This is a genomic window from Serratia sp. CY47280, from assembly GCF_052168655.1.
GTDB lineage: Bacteria > Pseudomonadota > Gammaproteobacteria > Enterobacterales > Enterobacteriaceae > Serratia > Serratia bockelmannii.
Genome location: NZ_JBJNMG010000001.1, coordinates 1,464,966 through 1,485,758, shown reverse-complemented (window position 1 = coordinate 1,485,758; position 20,793 = coordinate 1,464,966). Strand labels below are relative to the sequence as shown.

Here is a 20,793-nt window from a genome sequence, read left to right as displayed (position 1 = left end):
ATCCTTTTCGCAGGAGACAACGATGAACAACAATATGACCCGGCTGTGCGCCCGGATGGCGGTGCGCGCATGAGCATTCAGATGGATTTCACCGGCAAACGCGTGTGGGTGACCGGCGCGGCACGCGGCATCGGCGAGCAGATCTCCCGGCATTTTTTGACGCAGGGTGCCGAGGTGGTGGGGTTTGACCGCGAGTTCGCCAACCCGGACTTGCCTTACCCTTGCGTGACGCTGGACATCAGCCGGCCGGAGCAGGTGGAGGCGGTGTGCCGCCAACAGCTGGCTGAGAACCCGCAACTGGACGTGTTGGTCAACGCCGCCGGCATTCTGCGCATGGGCAATACCGAAGATCTGAGCGTGGATGACTGGCACCAGTGCATCAACGTCAACGCCTCGGGGGCGTTTTACCTGTTCCGCGCCGTGCTGCCGCACTTCAAGGCGCAGCGCAGCGGAGCGATCGTCAGCATCGGCTCCAACGCCGCGCACGTACCGCGCGCGCAGATGGCGGCCTACTGCGCCTCCAAGGCGGCGCTGACCAGCCTGAACCACTGCGTGGGGCTGGAAATGGCGCCGTTCGGCGTGCGGTGCAATCTGGTGTCGCCGGGCTCGACCGACACGCCGATGCAGCGCGGCATGTGGCAAACCGACGATGCACAGCAACGCACCATCGCCGGCTTCCCCGAGATGTTCAAGCTGGGGATCCCGCTGGGTAAAATCGCTCGCCCGGACGAGATCGCCAACGCGGTGTTGTTCCTGGCCTCCGACCTGGCCAGCCACATCACCATGCAGGACATCGTGATCGACGGCGGCGCCACGCTGGCCGCCTGAGTCAGACCCGCTGGCGGCGCAGCAGGTGCTGCGCGCCTTCCGCCGCCAGCAGCAGCACCGCCAGCCAGATCGCCAGATAGGTTGGCCATTCGCTTTGGCTGATGCTCTCGCCGAGCAGCAGCGCGACGATCACCAGCAGCACCGGTTCCACATAGCTCAGCAGGCCGAACAGGCTGAACGGCAGCAGGCGGCTGGCGAGGATATAACACACCAATGCCACGGCGCTGATGACGCCGAGTAGCGGAATGCGCCAATACAGCTCGGCATTGATCGGCAACGCCGCCGCGCCGCCGTCGCCGAAGGCGAACCAGGCCGCCGCCGGCAGCATCAGCGCCAGCTCGCACCACAGCCCGCCGAGATTGTCGGTGCCGAAATGCCGCCGCAAAATAAAGTAGAGCGGATAGCCCAGCGCCACCACCAGCGTCGGCCATGATACGCCGCCCGCCTGATACAGCTCATTGCCCACCCCCACCATGGCGCACGCCACCGCCAGCTTTTGCAGCAGCGACAGCCGATCGCGGTAGATCAAACGGCCCGCCAGCACCATGGTCAGCGGCAGCAGAAAATAGCCGAGCGACACGTCGAGCGCCTTGCCGTGCAGCGGCGCCCACAGGAACAGCCACAGCTGCACCCCCAGCAATGCCGAGGTGAGCAACAGGCCCAGCAGGCGCCGCGGCCGTTGGCCGATCCCGACCAGCGTGTCGCCCACTTTGCGCCAATCGCCGGACAGCGCCATGAACAGCGTCAGGAACGGCAGCGTCAGCAGCGTGCGCCAGCCGTAGACCTGCTCGCCGTTCAGCGGGGTGAGGGTAGAGGTGAAGTAATACATCGCGCCGAACAAGATGGAGGCGACGACCGAAAGAGTGATGCCCTTAATCACACGCATTCCTGGTGAGTGATTGATTTTATGGCGGCTACTGTAGAGAAATTTGCCGCCAACGACAATGGCGTTGCCGGGCGCTGGACAATCGGCGGCGGCGGGTTACAATGAATACTGTGTATTCATACAGGTTGTGGCGATGACAATCGATCTTTTTGAAGACGCGCTGCCGCCGCCGTGGCGCGAAGAGATCGCCCCCGGCGCGGTGGTGATGCACGGCTTCGTGCGCGATCACGGGCCGGAGCTGCTGGCGGCGGTGCAGGGCGTGGTGGCCCAGGTGCCGTGGCGGCATTTGACCACGCCCGGCGGGCACGTGATGTCGGTGGCGATGAGCTGGTGCGGCAACGGCTGGACCAGCGACAGCCGCGGCTACCGCTATTCGGAACGCGACGCGCGCAGCGGCAAACGCTGGCCGGCCATTCCGCCCATCCTGATGGCGCTGGCGGACGAAGCCGCGCAGCAGGCGGGATTTGGCCCCTTCGTGCCGGATTCCTGTTTGATGAACCGTTACGATCCGGGCAGCAAGCTGTCGCTGCATCAGGATAAAGACGAACACGACTTCGGCGCGCCGATCGTCTCGGTATCGCTCGGGCTGCCGGCGGTATTTCAGTTCGGCGGGCTGCAACGCAGCGATCGGGCGCGGCGCATTCCGCTGGCGCACGGCGATGTGGTGGTGTGGGGCGGCCCATCGCGGCTCTGTTTTCACGGCATCCTGCCGGTCAAGGAAGGCTACCACTCGCTGGTGGGGCCGCACCGCATCAACATCACGCTACGCAAGGCGCTTTAACGGCGGCTCCTGCGCGAGGCAGGCGACGAGATAGTCGATAAACACCCGCAGTTTGGGCGGCAGATACTGGTTGGGCGCGTAAAGCAACCACAGGCCGCCGTGATAGCTGCTGAGGAAATCCCATTCCGGCAACACCTGCACGATCTCGCCGTCGTCGAGCGCCTGGCGGGCGGTAAAGTACGGCAGGCTGCCGATGCCGATATGCCGTTTCACCGCGTCCAGCCGCACGCCGGTGTGGTTGGCGGCGTAGCGGCCGCGCACGTTGACCGTCACCGTTTTGCCGCTGCGGCGGAACTTCCATTGCGCATCGCTCGGCGTCTCTCCCAGATAGATGCAGCTGTGCGCCGTCAGATCGTGCGGGTGCTGCGGCGTGCCGTGCTGCGCCAGGTAGTGCGGCGTGGCGCACAGCAGATGGTCTATTCTCATCAACTGGCGGCCGATCAACCCGGGCGACGGGCGATCGGTAATGCGCAGCGCCAGATCGACCCGATCGTCGATCAAATCCATGTAGCGATCTTCCAGCCGCAGCCTCACGTCCACCTTTGGGTAGCGGCGCAGGAACTCCGGCATGTGCGGATGCAGCACAAAGCGGCCCACCGCTTTGGGTACGCTGACGCTGACCAGCCCTTCGGGCTCCACGGCGCCGCGCCCGCCGATCGCCATGACCGCGTCGGCCGCCGCCAGCAGGGTGCGGCAGTGCGCAAACGCCTCTTCGCCGTTTTCGCTCAGCCGCAGTTTGCGGGTGGTGCGGTGCAGCAGCTGCAGCGCCAGCGCCTGCTCGAGCTTCGCCACGCTGCGGCTGACGGCGGAAGGCGAAGTGCCCAGCTTGCGGGCGGCGGCGGAAAAACTGCCGCTCTCTACCACCTGAACGAAAATGGCCATTTCGGGCAACAGCGCGTAAGAAAGATTTGTGCTCATGACGCAAAGGTCCATTGTGATGGCGGCGGATTATGCTCCGATTATGACATGAATATAATGGCTCTTCGAACCGAGGAGAAAAATGATGACCGAACGACGTTATTACTACAGCGACGATTTACAGGGCCAGGCACAGGTGTTGAGCTGCGCGCCGGCCGAGGCGGGCGCTTACGCCGTGGAGCTGGACGCCACGCTGTTCCACCCGCAGGGCGGCGGCCAGCCGTCCGATGTGGGAGCGTTAGACGGCGTCGCCGTGCTGCGAGTGCAGCAGCAGGGGGATTCCGTGGTGCACTTTACCGCCGCGCCGCTGCCGATCGGGCCGGTCACGATGCAAATCGATGAAGCGCAGCGTCGGCTGCACGCCCGTTGGCACTCCGGCGGGCATCTGATCGGCTGGCTGGGCGAAACCCGGGGGTGGCGGCCGGTCAAGGCGCATCATTGGCCGGGGGAAGGGCGCATCACTTTCGCGCCAGGACCGGATGCGCAGACGATAGAAGCGGACTTTTTGCAGGCGGAGCTGACGCGCTTGATAGCCGCCGATTTACCGCGCCGCCAGCAGGCGGTGGACGGTTTGCGCCAGATCGGTTTCGGCGAGCTGCCCGCCTACGGCTGTGGCGGCACCCATGTCGCCGCGCTGGGCGAGGTGGGCGCGATCGCGATCACCGGCATAAAGATGAAGAAAGGGCAGTTGAATGTGCAGTATGAGCTGGGTTGAATAAGGGAGAGCGGCTCAACGCCCGGCCTGCCGCAGCTGGGTGCAGAATGCGCATTGACATCCCGCTACCGGCACTGCCGCGCAGCTGCCGATGTTCACCGGCTGGGCGTCCATGGCGTGAAAGCCGTAAAACAGATTTTCGATGTTTTGTTCCGCCGCGCGCGCCTGTTCCGGGCGCGGTTCGGGCACTTTTGACTGAAACGCCGCGGCCTTGCCGGCCAACAGGCTGAGAAACAGCAGCGACAGCTGGATTTTCATCGTCGTCTTCCTTTGGCTGAGATTTTGATACTTTATAACAAAATGCATTCGTCGCCAAGCGACGCGTCTTGTGCGATTTACACCATTGGTTAGCGAAATTAGTTCGTTCAATTCCCCGCCGATTTGGTTTGTTATCTAACCCATAACTTTCAGAAATAATATGGGTGTGGCGCGAATGTTTAAGTTTTCTTTCAAGGTATTAACCGGTGGAATAGCGGTGGCGTTAGGAGGGGCGGCGGCGATGAGCCCGGCGTTGGCGGCGGTGCAGGGCGGCACGCTGATCTACCTCGAACAGCAGGCGCACACCAATCTTTATCCGCCTTCCGGTGGGTTTTACCCCAACGGCGGTATTCTCAATCAGATCACTGATAAGCTGACTTACCAGAACCCCAAGACGCTGGAAATTGAACCCTGGATCGCCGAGTCCTGGAGCAGCAACGCCGACAAAACCGAATATACCTTCAAGCTGCGCCCCGGCGTGACTTTCTCCGACGGCACGCCACTGGACGCCAACGCGGTGGCGAAGAACTTCGACACTTACGGGCTGGGCAACAAGGAGAAACGCCTGCCGGTTTCCGAGGTAATCAATAACTACCAGCGCAGCGAAGTGGTGGATCCGCTGACGGTTAAATTCTACTTCACGCGGTCGTCGCCGGGTTTCCTGCAGGGCACCGCCACTATTGGCTCCGGGCTGGTATCGCTCGGCACGTTGAACCGCAGCTACGACGAACTGGGCGATGCGCGCCATATCATCGGTTCCGGTCCGTTTGTGGTCAGCGGCGAAACGCTGGGGCGTGAGGTCGAGCTCAGCGCCCGCAAGGATTATGACTGGGGGCCGGCCAAATCGCCCCAACAAGGGCGAGCCAATCTGGACGGCATCAAGGTGATCGTCACCGGTGAGGACAGCGTGCGCATCGGTGCGCTGCAGGCCGGGCAGGCGGATTTTATCCGCCAGATCCAGGCCTATGACGAGAAGCAAACGCAGGATCAGGGCTTTATCATTTATGCCGCACCGACGCGCGGCGTCAACGACAGCATCGCTTTCCGGCCGGATAACCCGCTGGTGGCCGATCTGCGCGTGCGTCAGGCGCTGCTGCATGCCACCGACAGCAAACAGATCGTCGATACGCTGTTCTCCGCCAACTACCCGCAGGCCAAATCGGTGATCGCCTCCTCGGCCGCCGGCTTTGTCGATCTGTCCGACAAGCTGAAATTTGACCCGCAGCAGGCTAACCGGCTGTTGGATGAAGCGGGTTGGAAAAAGGGCGGCGACGGGCTGCGGGAAAAGGACGGCAAGAAGCTGGTGCTGACGGTGTATGAATCGTTGCCGCAGCCGCAGAACAAGGCGGTGTTGCAGCTGGTTTCTCAGCAGTGGGGGAAGGTCGGCGCGCGGCTGAACATTCTGGCGGGCGACGCCGGCAGCCGGGTGGCGGATAATCTCGACCCACAGAAAACCCCGGCGACGGTGGTGGAGGTGGGGCGCGCCGATCCGGACGTGATCAAAAGTCAGTTTTATCCAACCAATCGCGATGGGCTGCTGCAGAAGGGCGGTACCAGCAGCAACAGCAATTTTAGCGATGACAAGCTGAACGCCCTGCTGCTCGGCATTGCCTCCGAGGTTGACGTGCAAAAGCGCCTGCAGACAGCCGGCGAGGCGCAAAACTACCTGATTGACCAGGCCTACGTGATCCCGTTTTTTGAGGAGCCGCAGGTGTTCGCCGGCGCGCCTTATTTGAAGGGGGTGAGCTTCGAAGCGGTCGGCCGCCCGAGCTTCTACGGCGCCTGGTTAGAGAAACATTAAGGGGGCGCAATGAAGCGATATCTGGCGGGGCGCATCGGGCAGGCGGCATTGGTGCTGTGGGCGGCCTTTACCCTGTCGTTCCTCCTGCTGCAGGTGCTGCCGGGCGATGCGATCCTGATCAAATTCCAGAACCCGGACATGGGGCTGAGCCCGGCGCAGATCGCCGACATGCGCGCGGCCTATGGCGCGGATGTCCCCTTGTGGCGGCAGTATCTGCATTCCTTGGGCAGCGTGCTGCATGGCGATTTGGGCTTCTCAATGCAGGCCGGGGTGCCGGTTACCGCGCTGCTGGCGGCTAATCTGCCCGCCACGCTGCAGTTGGCGGTACTGGGCTTTGCGGTGGCGTTGCTGCTGGCGCTGATTATCGCTTTTGCTTCCAACCTGACCGGCTTCGGCTGGCTGCGTTCGGCGCTGCAGATGCTGCCGTCGCTGTTCGTTTCAGTGCCCACCTTCTGGCTGGGCATTGTGCTGATTCAGCTCTTTTCGTTCCGCCTGAAGCTGATCCCGATCATTAACCCCGGCGAGTGGCAGGGGTTGATTTTGCCGATCGCGACGCTGGCGCTGCCGATCTCTGCGCCGTTGGCGCAAATTCTGATCCGCAGCATCGATGCGGTGCAAACCCAGCCGTTCGTCGTGGTAGCGCGGGCCAAGGGCGCCAGCCGCAGCGGGGTGCTATGGCGGCATGTGGCGCGCAACGCCATGCTGCCGGCGCTGACCATCGCCGGCATGCTGTTCGGCGAACTGATCGCCGGGGCGCTGATCACCGAAACCGTGTTTGGCCGCAGCGGCCTGGGGCAATTGACCCAGCAAGCGGTGGTCAACCAGGACGTGGCGGTGCTGCAGGCGATAGTGCTGATCTCGGCCACCGCTTTCGTCATCATCAATTTGCTGGTGGATCTGCTGTTCCCACTGCTGGATCCGCGGCTGAAAACCCAGGCAGGAGCATCCCTATGAGCAGTATCTCCTTTGAAAAAGCCACGGTTCCTGAGCGCGATCTGTCCGGCGCTGAAAGTGAAGGCGCGCTGCCCGCCAGTCGCCCCAGCCGCCGCCGTGTCCCCCTGACGCTTTTGCTGGCCTGGGCGGTCATTGCGCTGGTGGTGCTGTGGGCGTTGGCGCCGCAGCTGTTTACCGCCTACAGCGGCACCGAAGGCATTGCCGGCGCGCAGCGGCTGGCGCCCGGCGGTGACCATTGGCTTGGCACCGATCAGCTGGGACGCGACCTGTATGCGCGCATGGTGTACGGCGCGTCGCAAACCCTGGCCGGCGCGGTAGTGGCGGTGGCGCTGGGGTTGGTGTTCGGCACCGCGCTCGGCCTGATCGCCGGTGCGTTGGGCGGCGTGGCGGACGACGCGGTGATGCGCGTCGTCGATGTGCTGTTGTCGATCCCCGGCCTGCTGCTGTCGCTGAGCATTATCATCCTGCTTGGTTTCGGTACGGTCAACGCCGCCATCGCGGTGGGTGTCACTTCAGTTGCCAACTTTGCCCGTCTGGCACGGGCGGAAGTGGTGCGAGTGCGGCACAGCGATTACGTTGAAGCGGCCTACGGCAGCGGCGGTAGCTTTTGGACGGTGCTGTGGCGGCATATCCTGCCGAACTCGCTGACTTCGGTGATCGCCTTCTCGGCGCTGCAGTTCGGCAGCGCGATCCTGGCGATCGCCACCCTGAGTTTCCTCGGTTACGGCACTCCGCCGCCAACCCCGGAATGGGGGCTGCTGATCGCCGAAGGGCGCAACTACATTTCCACCGCCTGGTGGCTGACCACTTTCCCGGGCATTGTGGTGGTGGCGGTAGTGTTGGCGGCTAACCACATCAGCCGTTCGCTGGGAGGAAAAGTGCGATGAGCATGCAAGCGGCATGGCAACGGGCGGCGCGGCCGCCGGTACTGGCGCTGGACAAGGTTTCCATCGCTTATGAGGGCAACGAAGGCAGGCGAAGGGTGGTGCATGAGGTGTCATTCACGATTGAGCCGGGCGAGGTGGTGGCGCTGGTTGGCGAATCCGGTTCCGGCAAAACCACCACGGCGCAGGCGATCATCGGCTTGCTGGCCGACAACGGCCACCTTGAACAGGGCACCATCCGGCTGCACGGTACCGATATCGCCGGCTGGTCATCGCGGCGGCTGGATGCGGTGAGAGGGGCGCAAATCAGCCTGATCCCGCAAGATCCCGCCAGCTCGCTCAACCCGGTAAAAACCATCGGCGAGCAGGTGGCGGAGATCGTCAATATTCACCGCCGGTTGCCGCGCGCGCAGGTACAACAGCGGGTGACGGAACTGTTGACCCGCGTCGGGCTGACGCACCCGGAACTGCGGGCGCGCCAGTTTCCGCATCAACTTTCCGGCGGCATGAAGCAGCGGGTATTAATCGCCATCGCTATTGCGCTGCAGCCGGCGTTGATCATTGCCGACGAACCGAGCAGCGCGCTGGACGTAACGGTGCAAAAACACATTCTCGATCTGATCGACGAGCTGCGGCGCGAATTTGGCACTGCAGTGTTGCTGGTGACGCACGATTTGGGCGTGGCGGCGGAACGCGCCGATCGACTGCTGGTGTTCCGCCACGGCCGGGTACAGGAACAGGGGGCTACCGCCGAGGTGCTGCGCGCGCCTGCCAGCGCATACACCCGCAAACTGTTTGCCGATGTGCCTTCATTGAGCGGCGCCGTTGCGCCGCCGCCGAAACGCAGCGGGCAGCCGCCGGCGATCGTGGTTCAGGCGCTGGTGAAGGATTTTCGGCTGTCCGGCGGCCAGGGGTTCCGCGCGCTGGATAGTGTGTCGTTTAGCGTGCCGCGCGGCACCACCCATGCGTTGGTAGGAGAGTCTGGGTCGGGCAAAAGCACGCTGGCGCGTTGCCTGCTGGGCTTCGAGCGGCCGGATGCCGGGCAGATCCTGATCGACGGCGTCAACGTTATCGGTCTCAGGGGCGAAGCGCTGCGTCAGTTTCGGCAGCGCATTCAGCTGGTTTATCAGAATCCGTTCAGCTCGCTCGATCCCAAACAGACTCTCTATCGGGTGATTGAAGAACCGCTGCTGAATTTCGCGCCGATCGGCAAACCGGAGCGCGATCGGCGGGTGCGTGAGCTGTTCGAACGGGTTGCGCTGCCGCCCGATTTGCTGAACCGCAGGCCGCACGAGTTGTCCGGCGGCCAGCGTCAGCGGGTGGCGATTGCCCGCGCGCTGGTGCTGCAACCGCGAATATTGGTATTGGATGAGGCCACGTCGGCGCTCGACGTCACGGTGCAGGCGCAGATCCTGCATTTGTTGCAAGAGTTGCAGCAGGAGCGGGACCTGACCTACCTGTTTATTTCTCACGATCTGGCGACGGTGCGGCGGATTTCGCACAGCGTTTCGGTATTGCACCGCGGTGAACGGGTGGACGGCGGCGCCACCGCCGAGCTGTTCGCCATGCCGGGGAACGATTACACCCGTCAATTGATCGCCGCCATTCCCGGCCGCGCATCGCATGCCGGACAGCCAAAATTCGAGGAGGCGATATGAGCGGAAAAAGACTCGGTTTCTTCACCCGATTGCTGGATCAGGGCAGCGCGCAGGAGCGCTACCGGCTGGCGATCGAACAGATCGTGCACGCCGAACGAGCCGGGTTCGACACCGCTTGGGTGGCGCAACACCACTTTCATGCTAATGAGGGTGGTCTGCCATCACCGCTGGTGTTTTTGGCGCAGGCGGCGGCACGCACCCGCCGTATCCGGCTGGGCACCGGGGTGATCACGTTGCCGATGGAGTCGGCGCTGCGGGTGGCGGAAGACACTGCGGTGCTGGATCTGTTGTCCGACGGCAGACTGGAGGTGGGCGTGGCCGGCGGCGGCACGCCGTCTTCTTTCGCCGCTTTCGGTCTCGACGCCGGTCAGCGCAACACGGCATTCGCCGAGAATTTGCGCGCGTTGCTGAGTGCCTGGCGCGCAGAGGCGTTGGGCGGCGAAGACAACCGGCTGTACCCGGCGGCGCCGCAGCTGGCGCAACGTGTCTGGCAGGCCACGTTCTCGGTGGAAGGGGGGGAACGGGCAGGCCGCGCCGGTGACGGCCTGATGCTGTCGCGCACGCAACCGCGCCCCGCGGACGCGCCTGACCTGCCGCTGGACGAACTGCAGAATCCGATCATTGACGCTTATCTGGCGGCGCTGCCGCCAGGGGTGGCACCGCGCATCATGGGGTCGCGCACCGCGTTTGTCAGCGAGAACGGCCAGCAGGCGCGCGACTTCGCCACGGCCGGGTTGAGCCGTGGGCTGGAGCGTATGCGCGCCAGCGGCCACCGGTTGGCCGATACGTCGCTCGACGGCCTGATCCGCGCTTTCGACGTGCACTTGGGCACGCCAGATCAGGTGATAGCCTCGCTGCAACGGGACAGCGCGCTGGCGCGCATCACCGATCTGGCGTTTCAAGTGCACTCTATCGATCCACCGCACGCCCATATTCTGCGTTCTATCGATCTTATCGCCCGCCACGTGGCCCCTGAACTGGGCTGGCGGCGCGGCACGCCTGCCGCTGCTTATGAATATCACGTTGAGGAAAAGCTATGACGACATTATCGCACCAGGTCGATCTGCTGGCCGAACTGGCCGAGATTGCGCCGGATTCCACGCTGGCGCAGGCCAGAGCCACCCGTCAGGCGGCGACCGATGCCGTTCAGTCCAGCTATCTGGCGCTGTTTGCGCCTGCGGACGCCGGCGATTTTCCGCTGGCGCAGCGGCGGCGCTTGGCTCAGCGCATCAGTGAATGGCACGGCGAGCCGCGCTTGGCCGCGCACTACGCTGCTCTGCTGGAACGTCAGGGCGACGCGCCGGAAGACGAGCGGCTGCCGCTGGCGTTGGCGCATGCAGAACGGTTGGCGTTTCAACCGGCCAACGCCAACGCCCAGCACTTGCAGGCGCTGCGGCAGGCCGGCTGGTCGCTGGACGCCATCGTCACATTGTCGCAGTTAATCGCCTTTGTCAGTTTCCAAAGCCGCTTGCTGCGGGGCTACCGGCTGTTGGGCGGCAAGACGGACGACGCTGCGGCGCATCAGCCGGTAACGGCCGGCCGCTGGCGTACGGAGCGCACGACGCGAGGCGGCCGTCACGCGCCGCCGGCGTTTACCCGGCAAGAACTGGGGTGGGAGCCGTGGATCGCCGCCAAACCGTTGGCGGAATTCGATGACGCCGGCCGGGCGTTGCTAGAGCGGTTTGGCCACGCCGATTCCGATTACTTCCGCCTGTTGGCGCGCAACCATCCGGTGCTGGAACAACGCACGCTGGCGGATCGGGCGATTTTTTATACCTCCGGCGGGTTGGCGCGGCAGGATCGCGAGCTGGCGGCAACGGTCGCCAGCAAGGTGAACGGCTGCATCTACTGTGCCTCGGTGCATGCGCGCAAGGCGGCGCAGCTGTCGAAGCGCGAAGCCGAGATAGATCGGTTGCTGGCGGTGGCGCCGGGCGGCGCGTTGAGCCAGGGGCAGGATGACGCCTGGCAAGCGCAGATAACCTTTGCCGCCGCACTATCCGCAACGCCGCCGCAGGCCGACGCCGGGCAGCTGGCGGCGTTGCGCGCTCAGGGCCTGGATGAGCTGGCGCTGTTGGATTTGGTGCAGGCGACGGCGTTTTTTGCCTGGGCCAACCGGTTGATGTTGACGCTGGGCGAACCTTATCTCTGATCCCTGCCATCTTTCAGGTGGCGGCATTGTCGGCTGCAACCTGGAATCCACCGGACATCTGGCGTTGGCGCTTTCGGCAGGGAGTCACATCGGCCAAACCGCCTCGCGCACGGCGATCGCTCTGGGCAGCAGCCCGAGGGCGTAGAAGCGGTCGGCGATGCTTTGCTGCTGGCGGATCACCTGTAAATCCATGGCGCGAACCTCGTGGCTGCGGCGCGACAGCGCGAGTTCCAGTGAGGCGCTCGCCAGCCCCAGTTCGTTGGAAAGGTGACGAGCGGCTTCTCTCGGCTGCGCGGCGATGTAGCGGCCGGTGTGCTGCAGCGCCTGCATCAGCGGCCGCAACAGATCGTCCGAACGCTCGGCGAAGCCGCGGCGCGCCAGGTAGAATTGCTGATTGAGCACCCGCTGGGTGCCGTCGGCGAGCACGCGCAGTTCCCCGTTGCGCTGCGCGTCGCTGAGCAGCGGATCCCACATCATCCAGGCGTCTACCGCCTGCAGGTCGGTCGCCGACAGCGGATACTTCGGCGGCGCGTAGACGATACGCACGTCGTTCAACGTCAATCCCTGTTCGTCCAGCATCTGCAACAATAAATAGTGCACGTTGGAGCCTTTGTTGAGCGCGATGCGTTTGCCGCGCAGATCGGCGGCGCTGCGTATTGGGCTGTCTTGCGGCACCACCATCGCCACGCTCTGCGGCGCAGGCGGCTCAAAACCGACGTACACCAGCGCATTGCCCTGTGCCTGGGCGAAGATCGGCGGCACTTCGCCGGTGGTGCCGAAGTCTATCTCATCGCCGTCGAGCGCGTGCAGCAGCTGCGGCCCGGCGGGAAACTCGCTCCACAACACGCTGATGCGCTGTGTGGCGAAGAGCTGTTCCAGGCTTTGCCGCGCCTTGAGCACCCCGAGGTTGCCGAACTTTTGATAGCCGATGCGCAGTTCGCGTTCGGGCAGAGACGCTGCGGCGATGGCCGGTGAATGTGCGGGTGCGCCGGCGCTGCGACGGCGCGGTTTGATCAGACCAAGATGTGCCAAATGGGTGCGCAGGGTATTGCGGCTGACGCCAAGCAACGCCGCCGCTTGCAGCTGGTTGCCGCCGCTGCTTTCGAAGGCGTTGCGCACCAGCGCATCCAGCACCCGTTGGTAAAGCTGTGCGCTGTCGCCTTGCAACTGCCGCTGCACAAAGCGGTCGATGGCGTCGTCACTGCTGCCGTCGTTATCCGTCAGGCGATGGGTGAGCTGCAGTTGCTGCGGTGCGATCGCCCCCTCCTGGCTCAGCAAGACCGCATTATGCAGCGTGTTCTCCAGCTCGCGCACGTTGCCAGGCCAAGGGTAGTCCAGCAGCGCCTGCTGCGCTTCCGCCGTCAACCGCGGCAGTGGCCGTTCCAGACGGCGGGCGTACAGCGCAAGAAAATGTCTGGCCAGCACCGGAATATCCTCCGGCCGCTGGCGCAAGGGCGGTAAAGTCACCGCCGCCACGTTCAGGCGGTAATAGAGATCTTCACGGAACCGCCGTTGGCGAATCGCGCCGGCCAGATCGACGTGGGTGGCGGCGATGACCCGCACATCGATCTTCAGCGGTTTGCGCGAACCGACGCGGGTGATCTCCCTTTCCTGCAGCACGCGCAGCAGCTTGACCTGCAGCGACAGGTTCAACTCGCCGATCTCGTCCAGCAGCAGGGTGCCGCCTTCCGCCGCTTCGAACCAGCCCTGATGAGTGCCGACGGCGCCGGTGAAGGCGCCTTTCTCATGGCCGAACAGTTCGGCTTCCGCCAGGCTTTCCGTCAGCGCGCCGCAGTTGACCGCCAGGAAAGGTTGATGGCGGCGCGCGCTGTGGTGGTGCAGATAGCGCGCCACCACTTCTTTGCCGGTGCCGGTTTCACCGACGATCAGCACGGTGGCGTCGGTGGGAGCCAGCCGATCGAGCACGCTTTGCAGAGCGAGCGACGCCGGATCGATCAGCACCGGCTTGTCGGCGGCGAACGGTTGGGGATCGTACATGGGCGTCTCCTGTCTACGACGATGGGAAAAAAATCTTATCCCAGCCAATGGGCAGCCGCGAGAGGATAAAAGGCGCACGGTGCTGCATTGGCAACAGCTTTCCGCCGCTGCCTGCTGCCAATGCAGCAGTGTTTTGACGTCGATATTTCATCAATATATTGATATTTATTGGTTTTTTAAAATCTGCAATGTGGCATGCATCCTGCTTTTCTTTTTATAACCAAGCAAAGTTTTTCTATCGATAAATACTGAAAATAGTTATATAGGAAAGGCATAAATGACTGAGTCAGTGAAAGAGCGCATCAACGTTTTCTGGTTTCTGCCGACCCACGGCGACGGCCGCTATCTGGGCACGGCGCAGGGCGGGCGCCCGGTGGACCTGCCTTATTTGCAGCAGGTGGCGCTGGCTGCCGACAACCTCGGCTATTACGGCGTGCTGATCCCAACCGGTAAAAGCTGCGAGGATTCCTGGCTGGTGGCGGCGGCGCTGGCGCCGATCACCCGCCGGTTGCGCTACCTGGTGGCGGTGCGCCCCGGCCTGCAGCCGCCGAGCCTGGCGGCGCGCATGGCGGCGACGCTGGATCGGCTGTCGGACGGACGCCTGCTGATCAACGTGGTGACCGGCGGCGATCCGGTGGAAAACAAAGGGGATGGCATCTTCCTCAGCCATGCCGAACGTTACGAAGTGACACAGGAATTTCTCACGGTGTATCAACGGCTGCTGCAAGGGGAGAAGGTGGATTTCAGCGGTAAGCATATTCGCGTCGAAGGCGCCGAATTGCTGTTCCCGCCGGTGCAGGAAAACGGCCCGCCGCTCTATTTCGGCGGCTCATCGCCGGAAGCGATCGACATCGCCGCTGGGCAGATCGACACCTACCTGACCTGGGGCGAACCGCTGGCTCAGGTGGCGGAAAAGCTGGCGGCGGTGCGCCAGCGCGCCGAGCGGCAGGGGCGTAAACTCAGCTATGGCATTCGCCTACACGTTATCGTGCGCGAAACTGAAGACGAAGCCTGGGCGGCGGCCGAGCGACTGATCGCGCATCTGGATGACGACACCATCGCGGCGGCGCAGCAGATCTTTGCGCGCATGGACTCCACCGGCCAGCGCCGCATGAGCGAGCTGCACGGCGGCTCGCGCGAGAGTCTGCGCATCGGCCCCAACCTGTGGGCCGGCGTCGGCCTGGTGCGCGGTGGCGCCGGCACCGCATTGGTGGGCAATCCGCAGCAGGTGGCGGCGCGCATACGCGAGTATCAGGCGCTGGGCATCGACAATTTCATCCTTTCCGGCTATCCGCATCTGGAAGAGGCTCACCGCTTCGCCGAGCTGGTGATGCCGCTGCTGCCGCTGGCGCAGTCGGCTCATCAGACGGCTCGCACGATCAATACCGGCCCGTTTGGCGAAACCATCGGTGGCGATCGTCGTCCCGGCCCGGCGCAGCGGGAGGGCTGATGGCGAAGCGTGCCCATATTATCGTTATCGGCGGCGGTTTCACCGGCGCGGCGCTGGCGATCCAGCTGGCGCACGGAGCGGTGGATGTCACGGTGATCGAACCGCGCGCCGCGCCGGGCTATGGCGTGGCGTATTCGACCACCGAGCCGACCCACCGCATCAACGTCCCGGCCGATAGGATGCAGCTGGCGGATGAGCCCGCGGGGGATTTTGACCGCTGGTTCCGTCAGGGCGGCGGGCTGACGGCCGATCCGCAGGCGTTATGGCGCGACGGTAAGGCCTATCCGCAGCGCGGTGCCTTCGGCCGTTATGTCGAGGAGCGTTTTCATCAGGCGGCGCAGTCCGGCCAGGCCCGCTTGCGGCACCTGCGCGATCGGGCGCAGTACCTGCAGCCGCAGGCGCAGGGCGCGTCCGTCATCACCGCCGGCGGCGAACGGCTGTGGGGCGATTATGTGGTGTTGGCGACCAGCCATCCGCCGCCCGCGCTGCCGCGGCAGATCGCCCCGGAACTGGCGCGCGACGCGCGGTTAATCGCCAATCCCTGGGCGGAGGGGGCGCTGGATGAGATTGAACCCGATGAATCATTGGCGATCGTCGGCAGCGGGCTGACGATGGCCGATGCGGTGGCGGCGTTGCACCGCCGCGGGCATCGTGGGCCGATTACCGCGTTCTCTCGTCATGGTTTGTTGCCGCGTGCCAATGCCGAAGAGGAGTACCCGACGTGGTCGTTTACCCCGCCATCCGGACTGCGTGACGGGGTGCGGCAGGTGCGCCTTGAAGTGGCGCGCGCCGCTGGGCAACGGGTGCCGTGGCAGGCGGTGTTGGACGAGGTGCGCGCCCAGGGCCAGCGTCTGTGGCAAGCATTGACGCCGACCGAACAGCAGCGCTTTCTGCGGCATCTGCGCGCCTATTGGGACGTGCACCGCTATCGCATTGCACCGCAGGTGAGCACGTTGCTGGCGGAGCAACAGGCGGCGGGCACGCTGCAGGTATTGGCCGCTCGTTTGCGGCGGGCAGAACCCACGCCGCAGGGCGTGCGTTTGACGATTCTGCCGCGCCAGGGCGCAGAGCGGGCGCTGCAGGCGCAGCGGCTGCTGATCGCTACGGGTCCGGCCCATGCTGGCCTGATCGCCGCCAGCCCGTTGCTCAGCTCGCTGGCGGAGCAGGGGGCGCTGCGCGCCGATCCGCTGGGATTGGGGCTGTGGGTCAATGCCGACAGCCAGGCGATCGGCGGCGACGGCCTTGCCAACCCGCGCCTGCTGGTGGCCGGCCCGGCGGCGCGTGGCCGCTTCGGCGAACTGATGGGGCTGCCGCAGGTGGCGGAACACGCCCAAAGCGTCGCGCAATATCTGCTGGCGCGATGTCCGGCTGCAAACTGATCGTCCATTCCCGTTTTTAACACCCTAAGACCCCCCATCCGGCCCGGCTCCGCCCGTGGCCGGCAGATAATTGTGGAGCTCGCTATGTCATCGCAACGTGAAATTCGTCTTAACGCTTTTGATATGAACTGCGTCGGCCATCAGTCGCCGGGGCTGTGGGCGCACCCGCGCGACCGTTCCTGGCAGTATAAGGATCTCGAATATTGGACCGATCTGGCGCGCCTGCTGGAACGCGGCAAGTTCGATGGATTGTTTATCGCCGACGTGCTGGGGATTTACGACGTGCTTAACGGCAGCGGCGACGCGGCGATCCGCCAGGCGACGCAGGTGCCGGTTAACGATCCGCTGGCGCTGGTGACGCCGATGGCGCTGGTTACCGAACATCTCGGCTTCGGGTTGACCGCCTCGCTGTCATTCGAGCACCCTTATCCTTTCGCCCGCAGATTGTCGACGCTTGATCACCTGACCAAGGGGCGTATCGGTTGGAATATCGTCACTTCTTACCTGGAGAGCGGCGCGCGCAATATTGGCCACCGGGCGCAGACCGATCACGATGCGCGCTACGACTACGCCGATGAATACCTGCAGGTGGTTTACAAGCTGCTGGAGGGCAGTTGGGAAGACGGCGCGATTTTGCGCGATCGTCAGCGGCGCATCTTCAGCGATCCGGCGAAAATTCATCCGATCAACCACAAAGGCGAGTTCTTCCAGGTGCCGGGCATTCACCTGAGCGAGCCTTCGCCGCAGCGCACGCCAGTGTTGTATCAGGCCGGCGCTTCCAGCCGTGGCAAGCAATTTGCCGCGGAGCACGCCGAATGCGTGTTTGTCGCCTCTCCTTCGAAAACCTTGCTGAAAAAAACCGTGGCCGATATCCGCCGCCGCGCCGCCGAGGCCGGGCGCGACCCGCGCAGCATCCTGATCTTCAACCTGCAGACGGTGATCGTCGGTGAAACTGACCGGCAGGCGCAGGAAAAATGGCGGGAATACAAATCCTATACCAGCTACGAAGGCGCGCTGGCGCTGGTGTCCGGCTGGACCGGCATCGATTTCGGTCAGTATCAGCCGGATCAGGTGCTGAAGCATCTGCACACCAATGCCATTCAGTCGGCGGTGGAAACTTTCTCCAGCGCCGATCCCAGCCGTGAATGGACCGTACAGGGCATCGCCGAATGGGTCGGCATCGGCGGTTTCGGCCCGCTGTTGGTGGGCGGCCCGCAAACCGTGGCCGACGAACTGCAGGCGTGGGTGGAGGAAACGGATGTTGACGGTTTCAATTTGGCCTACGCCGTTACCCATGAAACCTTCACCGACGTGGTGGAACTGCTTATCCCCGAGCTGCAAAAACGCGGAGTGTACAAGCGCGACTACACAGCGGGCACTCTGCGAGAAAAATTGTTCAATCAGGGGCCGCGCCTGGCAGAGCCGCACCCGGCGGTGGGCTACCGCTGGCCGGCCGGCGCGCTCTTGGCCGATGCACTGAGCGTCAAGTGAGGATGCGATGATAGAGATTGAAGGATTGCACAAGGCTTACCGCGCGCCGGACGGGCGACGGATTGAGGTGCTGAAGGGCGTTTCGCTGCAGGTGCCGGCCGGATCGATTACCGCCGTGGTCGGCCCCAGCGGGGCGGGCAAATCGACGCTGGCGAAATGCATCAGCCTGCTGGAGCGGCCGAGCAGCGGCAGTATCCGGGTGAACGGCCAGGACTTGTCGCGGCTTGCGGGCGAGGCGCTGCGCAGGGAGCGGCGGGCGATAGGCACGGTGTTCCAGTCTTCCGCGCTGCTGCAGCGTAAAACCGCCTGGCAGAATGTGGCGCTGCCGTTGACCTATCTGGGCGTGGTGCCGCGCGATATCGACAAGCGGGTAAAGAGCCTGCTGGCAGCGGTAGGGTTGGCGGACAAGGCGGCGTTTTACCCGGCTCAGCTGTCCGGCGGCCAGCGCCAAAGGGTCGGCATCGCCCGCGCGCTGGCGCTGAATCCGTCGGTGCTGCTGGCGGATGAGGCCACCTCCGGGCTGGATCCGGACGCCACCGGGGCCATTCTCAGCCTGCTTAAACAGCTGCGCGATCGGTATGGCCTGTCGATCATCCTGATCACCCACGAGATGGATGCGGTGCGCGACGCCGCCGACGCGGTGGCCGAGATCCGCGACGGCGTGATTGTGCAGCAAGGGCCGGTGCGCGAGCTGTTGGCGGCGCCCGATTCCTCGCTGGGCCGCCAGCTGTTCCCGCTGAAGACGCTGGCGTCCGACGCCGCGTTGCGGTTGCAGGTGACCTATTCCGCCCGTCAGCCGGCGGCCACCGACTGGATCAGCCGCATCAGCCGCCAACTCGACCTGCAGATCGATCTGCTGGGCGGCCACGTTGAAGTGGTGGGCGGCAGCCTGGCCGGGCGGTTAGAGATTGCGGTGCGTTTTGGCGGCGGTTCGCGTTCGGTCGCTGAACTGCAGGGCGAGCTGCGGCGGTTGGGCATTCTCGCCGAGGTGCTGGAACAGCCGGCGGCCTTGCAGGAGGCGGTATGAAAAATCTGTCTGACAGCATGATGAGCCAGGACACACCCTGGCGCGAGATCCATCGGTTGATGCTGCCGGCCTACGGCGAAACCTGGCTGATGGTCGGCATTGTGATGCTGTTTGTGGTGGCGATCGGCGGCGCCGTCGGCGTGGTGTTGTTCAATACCTCATCGCGCGGCTTGTTTCCGCGTCCGGCGCTGAATCGCGCGCTGAGCTGGTTAGTGAACATGGGCCGTTCGCTGCCGTTTCTGGTGCTGATGGCGGCGATTATTCCGTTCACCTTCTGGTTGACCGGCACCACCATCGGCATTCCGGCGGCGGTGATCCCGATGATCGTCGCCGGCATTCCGTTCTTTGGCCGGCTGGTGGAGAACGCGCTGCGCGAACTGCCGCCGGAGGTGACGGCGGTGGGGCTGGTGTCCGGCGGTTCGATCTGGCAGATAGTCACCCGCGCGCAGCTCAGCGAGGCGCTGCCGGCGATCGTCGCCGCCATCACGCTGAACGTCATCTCGATGATCGAGTATTCGGCCATCGCCGGCACCATTGGCGCGGGCGGCATCGGCTATCTGGCGGTGGTGTACGGTTACCAGCGTTTCGACAATCACATCATGATCGCCACCATTGTGGTGCTGATCGCCACGATTCAACTGATTCAGTTTATTGGTGACCGCCTGGTCGCCGCGTTGCGTCATCATCAGGAAACCTTTTAATCATGCCTAATCACGATTTTGAGATAGTGAAGAAGAAACGCTGGCCGTGGCCGGTGGGTATCGCGGCGGTGGCAATTATCGCCGCCGCGGTTTGGCACTTTAGCGCCGGCCAGCAGCAGACGGTGCAGTTCGGCAGCACGCTGAAAGTGCACTTTGAGCCGGCGATGGCCGGAGAGCAGCGGGTGATCGAGTACGTCGGCGACCATATCGCGCCGGATTACGGCCTTAGGCTGGAGGCGGTTGGCCTGCAGGATCCGGTGCAGGCCGATCGTGCGGTGGCGCAGGGGCAGTACGCCGCCACGATCTACCAGCACCAATGGTGGCTAAAGCAGGTGGTAGATGCCAATGGTTTTAAGCTGACCCCGACGCTGCCGGTGTTTCAGTGGGCGTTTGGCATTTATTCCGACCGCTATACGTCGATCGCGGAGTTGCCGGACGGCGCGGAGATCGTGGTGCCCAACGACGGCGCCAATCAGGGGCAGGCGTTGTGGCTGCTGCAGCGCATTGGACTGATCGGGCTGGATCCTGCGATCGAGGCGCGCACCGCCAGGCTGAAAGACATTCGCGAGAACAAACGCCATTTTAACTTCAAGGAGTTGGATTTGCTGACCATGCCGCGCGCGCTGAATTCGGTAGATGCGGCCATTGGCTATGTGTCGCAGTTCGACGCCGGCAAGGTGCCGCGTGAGAAGGGCATCTTGTTCCCACCGGCGCCGAAGACCTTCGCCTCGCAGCTGGTGATTGGCACGCCCTATCTGCAGGACGAAAATATTCGCAAGCTGCAGCGGGCGTTTGCCGATCCCAGGTTGCAGGCGTGGCTGAAAAGCACCGACGACCCGCTGGTGAAAGGCGTGCTGGTGCCGGTATCGGCAGAATAATCCCCGCCCGAAATGACCGTGATAAAGACCGGATTAA

Annotated in this window: 19 protein-coding genes; 15 read left to right on the top strand and 4 right to left on the bottom strand. The window is 64.0% G+C overall.

The genetic code is table 11. The features are described from left to right. Positions 1–69: 69 nt before the first annotated feature. Entirely contained in the window at positions 70–828 is a 759-nt protein-coding gene (gene dhbA, locus ACJ8J4_RS07230) for a 2,3-dihydro-2,3-dihydroxybenzoate dehydrogenase (protein ID WP_264383649.1), read from the top strand. A gap of 1 nt (position 829) precedes the next feature. Here dhbA and rarD read toward each other — a convergent pair whose 3' ends face one another. Further along, entirely contained in the window at positions 830–1,708 is an 879-nt protein-coding gene (gene rarD / locus ACJ8J4_RS07225) for an EamA family transporter RarD (protein WP_264383648.1), read from the bottom strand. Positions 1,709–1,847: 139 nt separating this feature from the next. Here rarD and alkB point away from each other — a divergent pair, with 139 nt between their 5' ends. Further along, positions 1,848–2,495 carry a DNA oxidative demethylase AlkB gene (alkB, locus tag ACJ8J4_RS07220; protein ID WP_033635177.1) on the top strand — a complete coding sequence of 216 codons (648 nt, stop codon included), beginning with the start codon at positions 1,848–1,850 and terminating at the stop codon, positions 2,493–2,495. Here the strand turns inward: alkB and ACJ8J4_RS07215 are convergent. Next, positions 2,478–3,413: a LysR family transcriptional regulator gene (locus tag ACJ8J4_RS07215; protein ID WP_264383647.1), complete on the bottom strand. Its 936-nt coding sequence runs from the start codon at positions 3,411–3,413 to the stop codon at positions 2,478–2,480. The genes alkB and ACJ8J4_RS07215 overlap by 18 nt on opposite strands. Positions 3,414–3,498: 85 nt before the next feature. Here ACJ8J4_RS07215 and ACJ8J4_RS07210 point away from each other — a divergent pair, with 85 nt between their 5' ends. Then, positions 3,499–4,128: a hypothetical protein gene (locus ACJ8J4_RS07210; RefSeq protein ID WP_089181082.1), complete on the top strand. Its 630-nt coding sequence runs from the start codon at positions 3,499–3,501 to the stop codon at positions 4,126–4,128. Between the two features lie 15 nt (positions 4,129–4,143). Here the strand turns inward: ACJ8J4_RS07210 and ACJ8J4_RS07205 are convergent, their stop codons facing one another. Continuing rightward, the gene (locus ACJ8J4_RS07205) at positions 4,144–4,386 is read right to left on the bottom strand and encodes a hypothetical protein (protein WP_025303447.1); all 243 of its coding nucleotides are present in this window, start codon (positions 4,384–4,386) and stop codon (positions 4,144–4,146) included. A gap of 241 nt (positions 4,387–4,627) precedes the next feature. Here ACJ8J4_RS07205 and ACJ8J4_RS07200 point away from each other — a divergent pair, with 241 nt between their 5' ends. The 6 genes from ACJ8J4_RS07200 to ACJ8J4_RS07175 are packed head-to-tail and all read left to right on the top strand — an operon-like array spanning position 4,628 to position 11,832. Next, positions 4,628–6,187, top strand: coding sequence for a TIGR04028 family ABC transporter substrate-binding protein (locus tag ACJ8J4_RS07200; protein ID WP_236689695.1), 1,560 nt, complete (start codon positions 4,628–4,630; stop codon positions 6,185–6,187). 9 nt (positions 6,188–6,196) lie between these two features. After that, positions 6,197–7,141, top strand: coding sequence for an ABC transporter permease (locus tag ACJ8J4_RS07195; RefSeq protein ID WP_049203579.1), 945 nt, complete (start codon positions 6,197–6,199; stop codon positions 7,139–7,141). Beyond that, positions 7,138–8,028 carry an ABC transporter permease gene (locus tag ACJ8J4_RS07190; protein ID WP_264383646.1) on the top strand — a complete coding sequence of 297 codons (891 nt, stop codon included), beginning with the start codon at positions 7,138–7,140 and terminating at the stop codon, positions 8,026–8,028. Before ACJ8J4_RS07195 ends, ACJ8J4_RS07190 begins: the two co-directional genes overlap by 4 nt. Further along, a complete protein-coding gene (locus ACJ8J4_RS07185) occupies positions 8,025–9,683 on the top strand; it encodes a dipeptide ABC transporter ATP-binding protein (RefSeq protein WP_264383645.1) in 1,659 nt (552 codons plus the stop codon). The genes ACJ8J4_RS07190 and ACJ8J4_RS07185 overlap by 4 nt, the downstream gene beginning before the upstream one ends. Then, positions 9,680–10,723: a putative FMN-dependent luciferase-like monooxygenase gene (locus tag ACJ8J4_RS07180; protein WP_264383644.1), complete on the top strand. Its 1,044-nt coding sequence runs from the start codon at positions 9,680–9,682 to the stop codon at positions 10,721–10,723. The genes ACJ8J4_RS07185 and ACJ8J4_RS07180 overlap by 4 nt, the downstream gene beginning before the upstream one ends. Next, the gene (locus ACJ8J4_RS07175; RefSeq protein WP_264383643.1) at positions 10,720–11,832 is read left to right on the top strand and encodes an alkylhydroperoxidase domain protein; all 1,113 of its coding nucleotides are present in this window, start codon (positions 10,720–10,722) and stop codon (positions 11,830–11,832) included. The genes ACJ8J4_RS07180 and ACJ8J4_RS07175 overlap by 4 nt, the downstream gene beginning before the upstream one ends. An 84-nt stretch (positions 11,833–11,916) precedes the next feature. Here ACJ8J4_RS07175 and ACJ8J4_RS07170 read toward each other — a convergent pair whose 3' ends face one another. Then, the gene (locus tag ACJ8J4_RS07170; protein ID WP_060433514.1) at positions 11,917–13,830 is read right to left on the bottom strand and encodes an aliphatic sulfonate ABC transporter substrate-binding protein; all 1,914 of its coding nucleotides are present in this window, start codon (positions 13,828–13,830) and stop codon (positions 11,917–11,919) included. Positions 13,831–14,107: 277 nt separating this feature from the next. Between ACJ8J4_RS07170 and ssuD the strand changes: the two genes are divergently transcribed. The 6 genes from ssuD to ACJ8J4_RS07140 all read left to right on the top strand — a co-directional run bounded on the left by ssuD (position 14,108) and on the right by ACJ8J4_RS07140 (position 20,756). Then, positions 14,108–15,280, top strand: a complete 1,173-nt coding sequence (gene ssuD / locus ACJ8J4_RS07165; protein ID WP_043143175.1) for an FMNH2-dependent alkanesulfonate monooxygenase — start codon at positions 14,108–14,110, stop codon at positions 15,278–15,280. Continuing rightward, on the top strand, positions 15,280–16,659 hold the full coding sequence (locus tag ACJ8J4_RS07160) for an FAD/NAD(P)-binding protein (protein ID WP_261456484.1): 1,380 nt from the start codon (positions 15,280–15,282) through the stop codon (positions 16,657–16,659). Before ssuD ends, ACJ8J4_RS07160 begins: the two co-directional genes overlap by 1 nt. A gap of 84 nt (positions 16,660–16,743) precedes the next feature. Continuing rightward, complete coding sequence (locus ACJ8J4_RS07155; RefSeq protein WP_025303423.1) at positions 16,744–18,150, top strand: LLM class flavin-dependent oxidoreductase; 1,407 nt, start codon at positions 16,744–16,746, stop codon at positions 18,148–18,150. A 7-nt stretch (positions 18,151–18,157) separates the two neighbouring features. Continuing rightward, a complete protein-coding gene (locus ACJ8J4_RS07150; protein WP_043143177.1) occupies positions 18,158–19,177 on the top strand; it encodes a methionine ABC transporter ATP-binding protein in 1,020 nt (339 codons plus the stop codon). Between the two features lie 17 nt (positions 19,178–19,194). Next, a complete protein-coding gene (locus tag ACJ8J4_RS07145; RefSeq protein WP_425531527.1) occupies positions 19,195–19,878 on the top strand; it encodes a methionine ABC transporter permease in 684 nt (227 codons plus the stop codon). Positions 19,879–19,880: 2 nt separating this feature from the next. After that, positions 19,881–20,756, top strand: a complete 876-nt coding sequence (locus ACJ8J4_RS07140) for a MetQ/NlpA family ABC transporter substrate-binding protein (RefSeq protein WP_025303420.1) — start codon at positions 19,881–19,883, stop codon at positions 20,754–20,756. The last annotated feature ends 37 nt before the right edge of the window (positions 20,757–20,793 follow it).

Coding starts and splice junctions, on each gene's coding strand:
- ACJ8J4_RS07210 (WP_089181082.1), top strand. CDS start 3,499: ATGACCGAACGACGTTATTACTACAGCGACGATTTACAGGGCCAGGCA.
- dhbA (WP_264383649.1), top strand. CDS start 70: ATGAGCATTCAGATGGATTTCACCGGCAAACGCGTGTGGGTGACCGGC.
- ACJ8J4_RS07185 (WP_264383645.1), top strand. CDS start 8,025: ATGAGCATGCAAGCGGCATGGCAACGGGCGGCGCGGCCGCCGGTACTG.
- ACJ8J4_RS07170 (WP_060433514.1), bottom strand. CDS start 13,830: ATGTACGATCCCCAACCGTTCGCCGCCGACAAGCCGGTGCTGATCGAT.
- ACJ8J4_RS07140 (WP_025303420.1), top strand. CDS start 19,881: ATGCCTAATCACGATTTTGAGATAGTGAAGAAGAAACGCTGGCCGTGG.
- ACJ8J4_RS07200 (WP_236689695.1), top strand. CDS start 4,628: ATGAGCCCGGCGTTGGCGGCGGTGCAGGGCGGCACGCTGATCTACCTC.
- ssuD (WP_043143175.1), top strand. CDS start 14,108: ATGACTGAGTCAGTGAAAGAGCGCATCAACGTTTTCTGGTTTCTGCCG.
- ACJ8J4_RS07180 (WP_264383644.1), top strand. CDS start 9,680: ATGAGCGGAAAAAGACTCGGTTTCTTCACCCGATTGCTGGATCAGGGC.
- ACJ8J4_RS07195 (WP_049203579.1), top strand. CDS start 6,197: ATGAAGCGATATCTGGCGGGGCGCATCGGGCAGGCGGCATTGGTGCTG.
- ACJ8J4_RS07215 (WP_264383647.1), bottom strand. CDS start 3,413: ATGAGCACAAATCTTTCTTACGCGCTGTTGCCCGAAATGGCCATTTTC.
- ACJ8J4_RS07155 (WP_025303423.1), top strand. CDS start 16,744: ATGTCATCGCAACGTGAAATTCGTCTTAACGCTTTTGATATGAACTGC.
- ACJ8J4_RS07145 (WP_425531527.1), top strand. CDS start 19,195: ATGATGAGCCAGGACACACCCTGGCGCGAGATCCATCGGTTGATGCTG.
- ACJ8J4_RS07175 (WP_264383643.1), top strand. CDS start 10,720: ATGACGACATTATCGCACCAGGTCGATCTGCTGGCCGAACTGGCCGAG.
- ACJ8J4_RS07150 (WP_043143177.1), top strand. CDS start 18,158: ATGATAGAGATTGAAGGATTGCACAAGGCTTACCGCGCGCCGGACGGG.
- ACJ8J4_RS07190 (WP_264383646.1), top strand. CDS start 7,138: ATGAGCAGTATCTCCTTTGAAAAAGCCACGGTTCCTGAGCGCGATCTG.
- ACJ8J4_RS07160 (WP_261456484.1), top strand. CDS start 15,280: ATGGCGAAGCGTGCCCATATTATCGTTATCGGCGGCGGTTTCACCGGC.
- alkB (WP_033635177.1), top strand. CDS start 1,848: ATGACAATCGATCTTTTTGAAGACGCGCTGCCGCCGCCGTGGCGCGAA.
- ACJ8J4_RS07205 (WP_025303447.1), bottom strand. CDS start 4,386: ATGAAAATCCAGCTGTCGCTGCTGTTTCTCAGCCTGTTGGCCGGCAAG.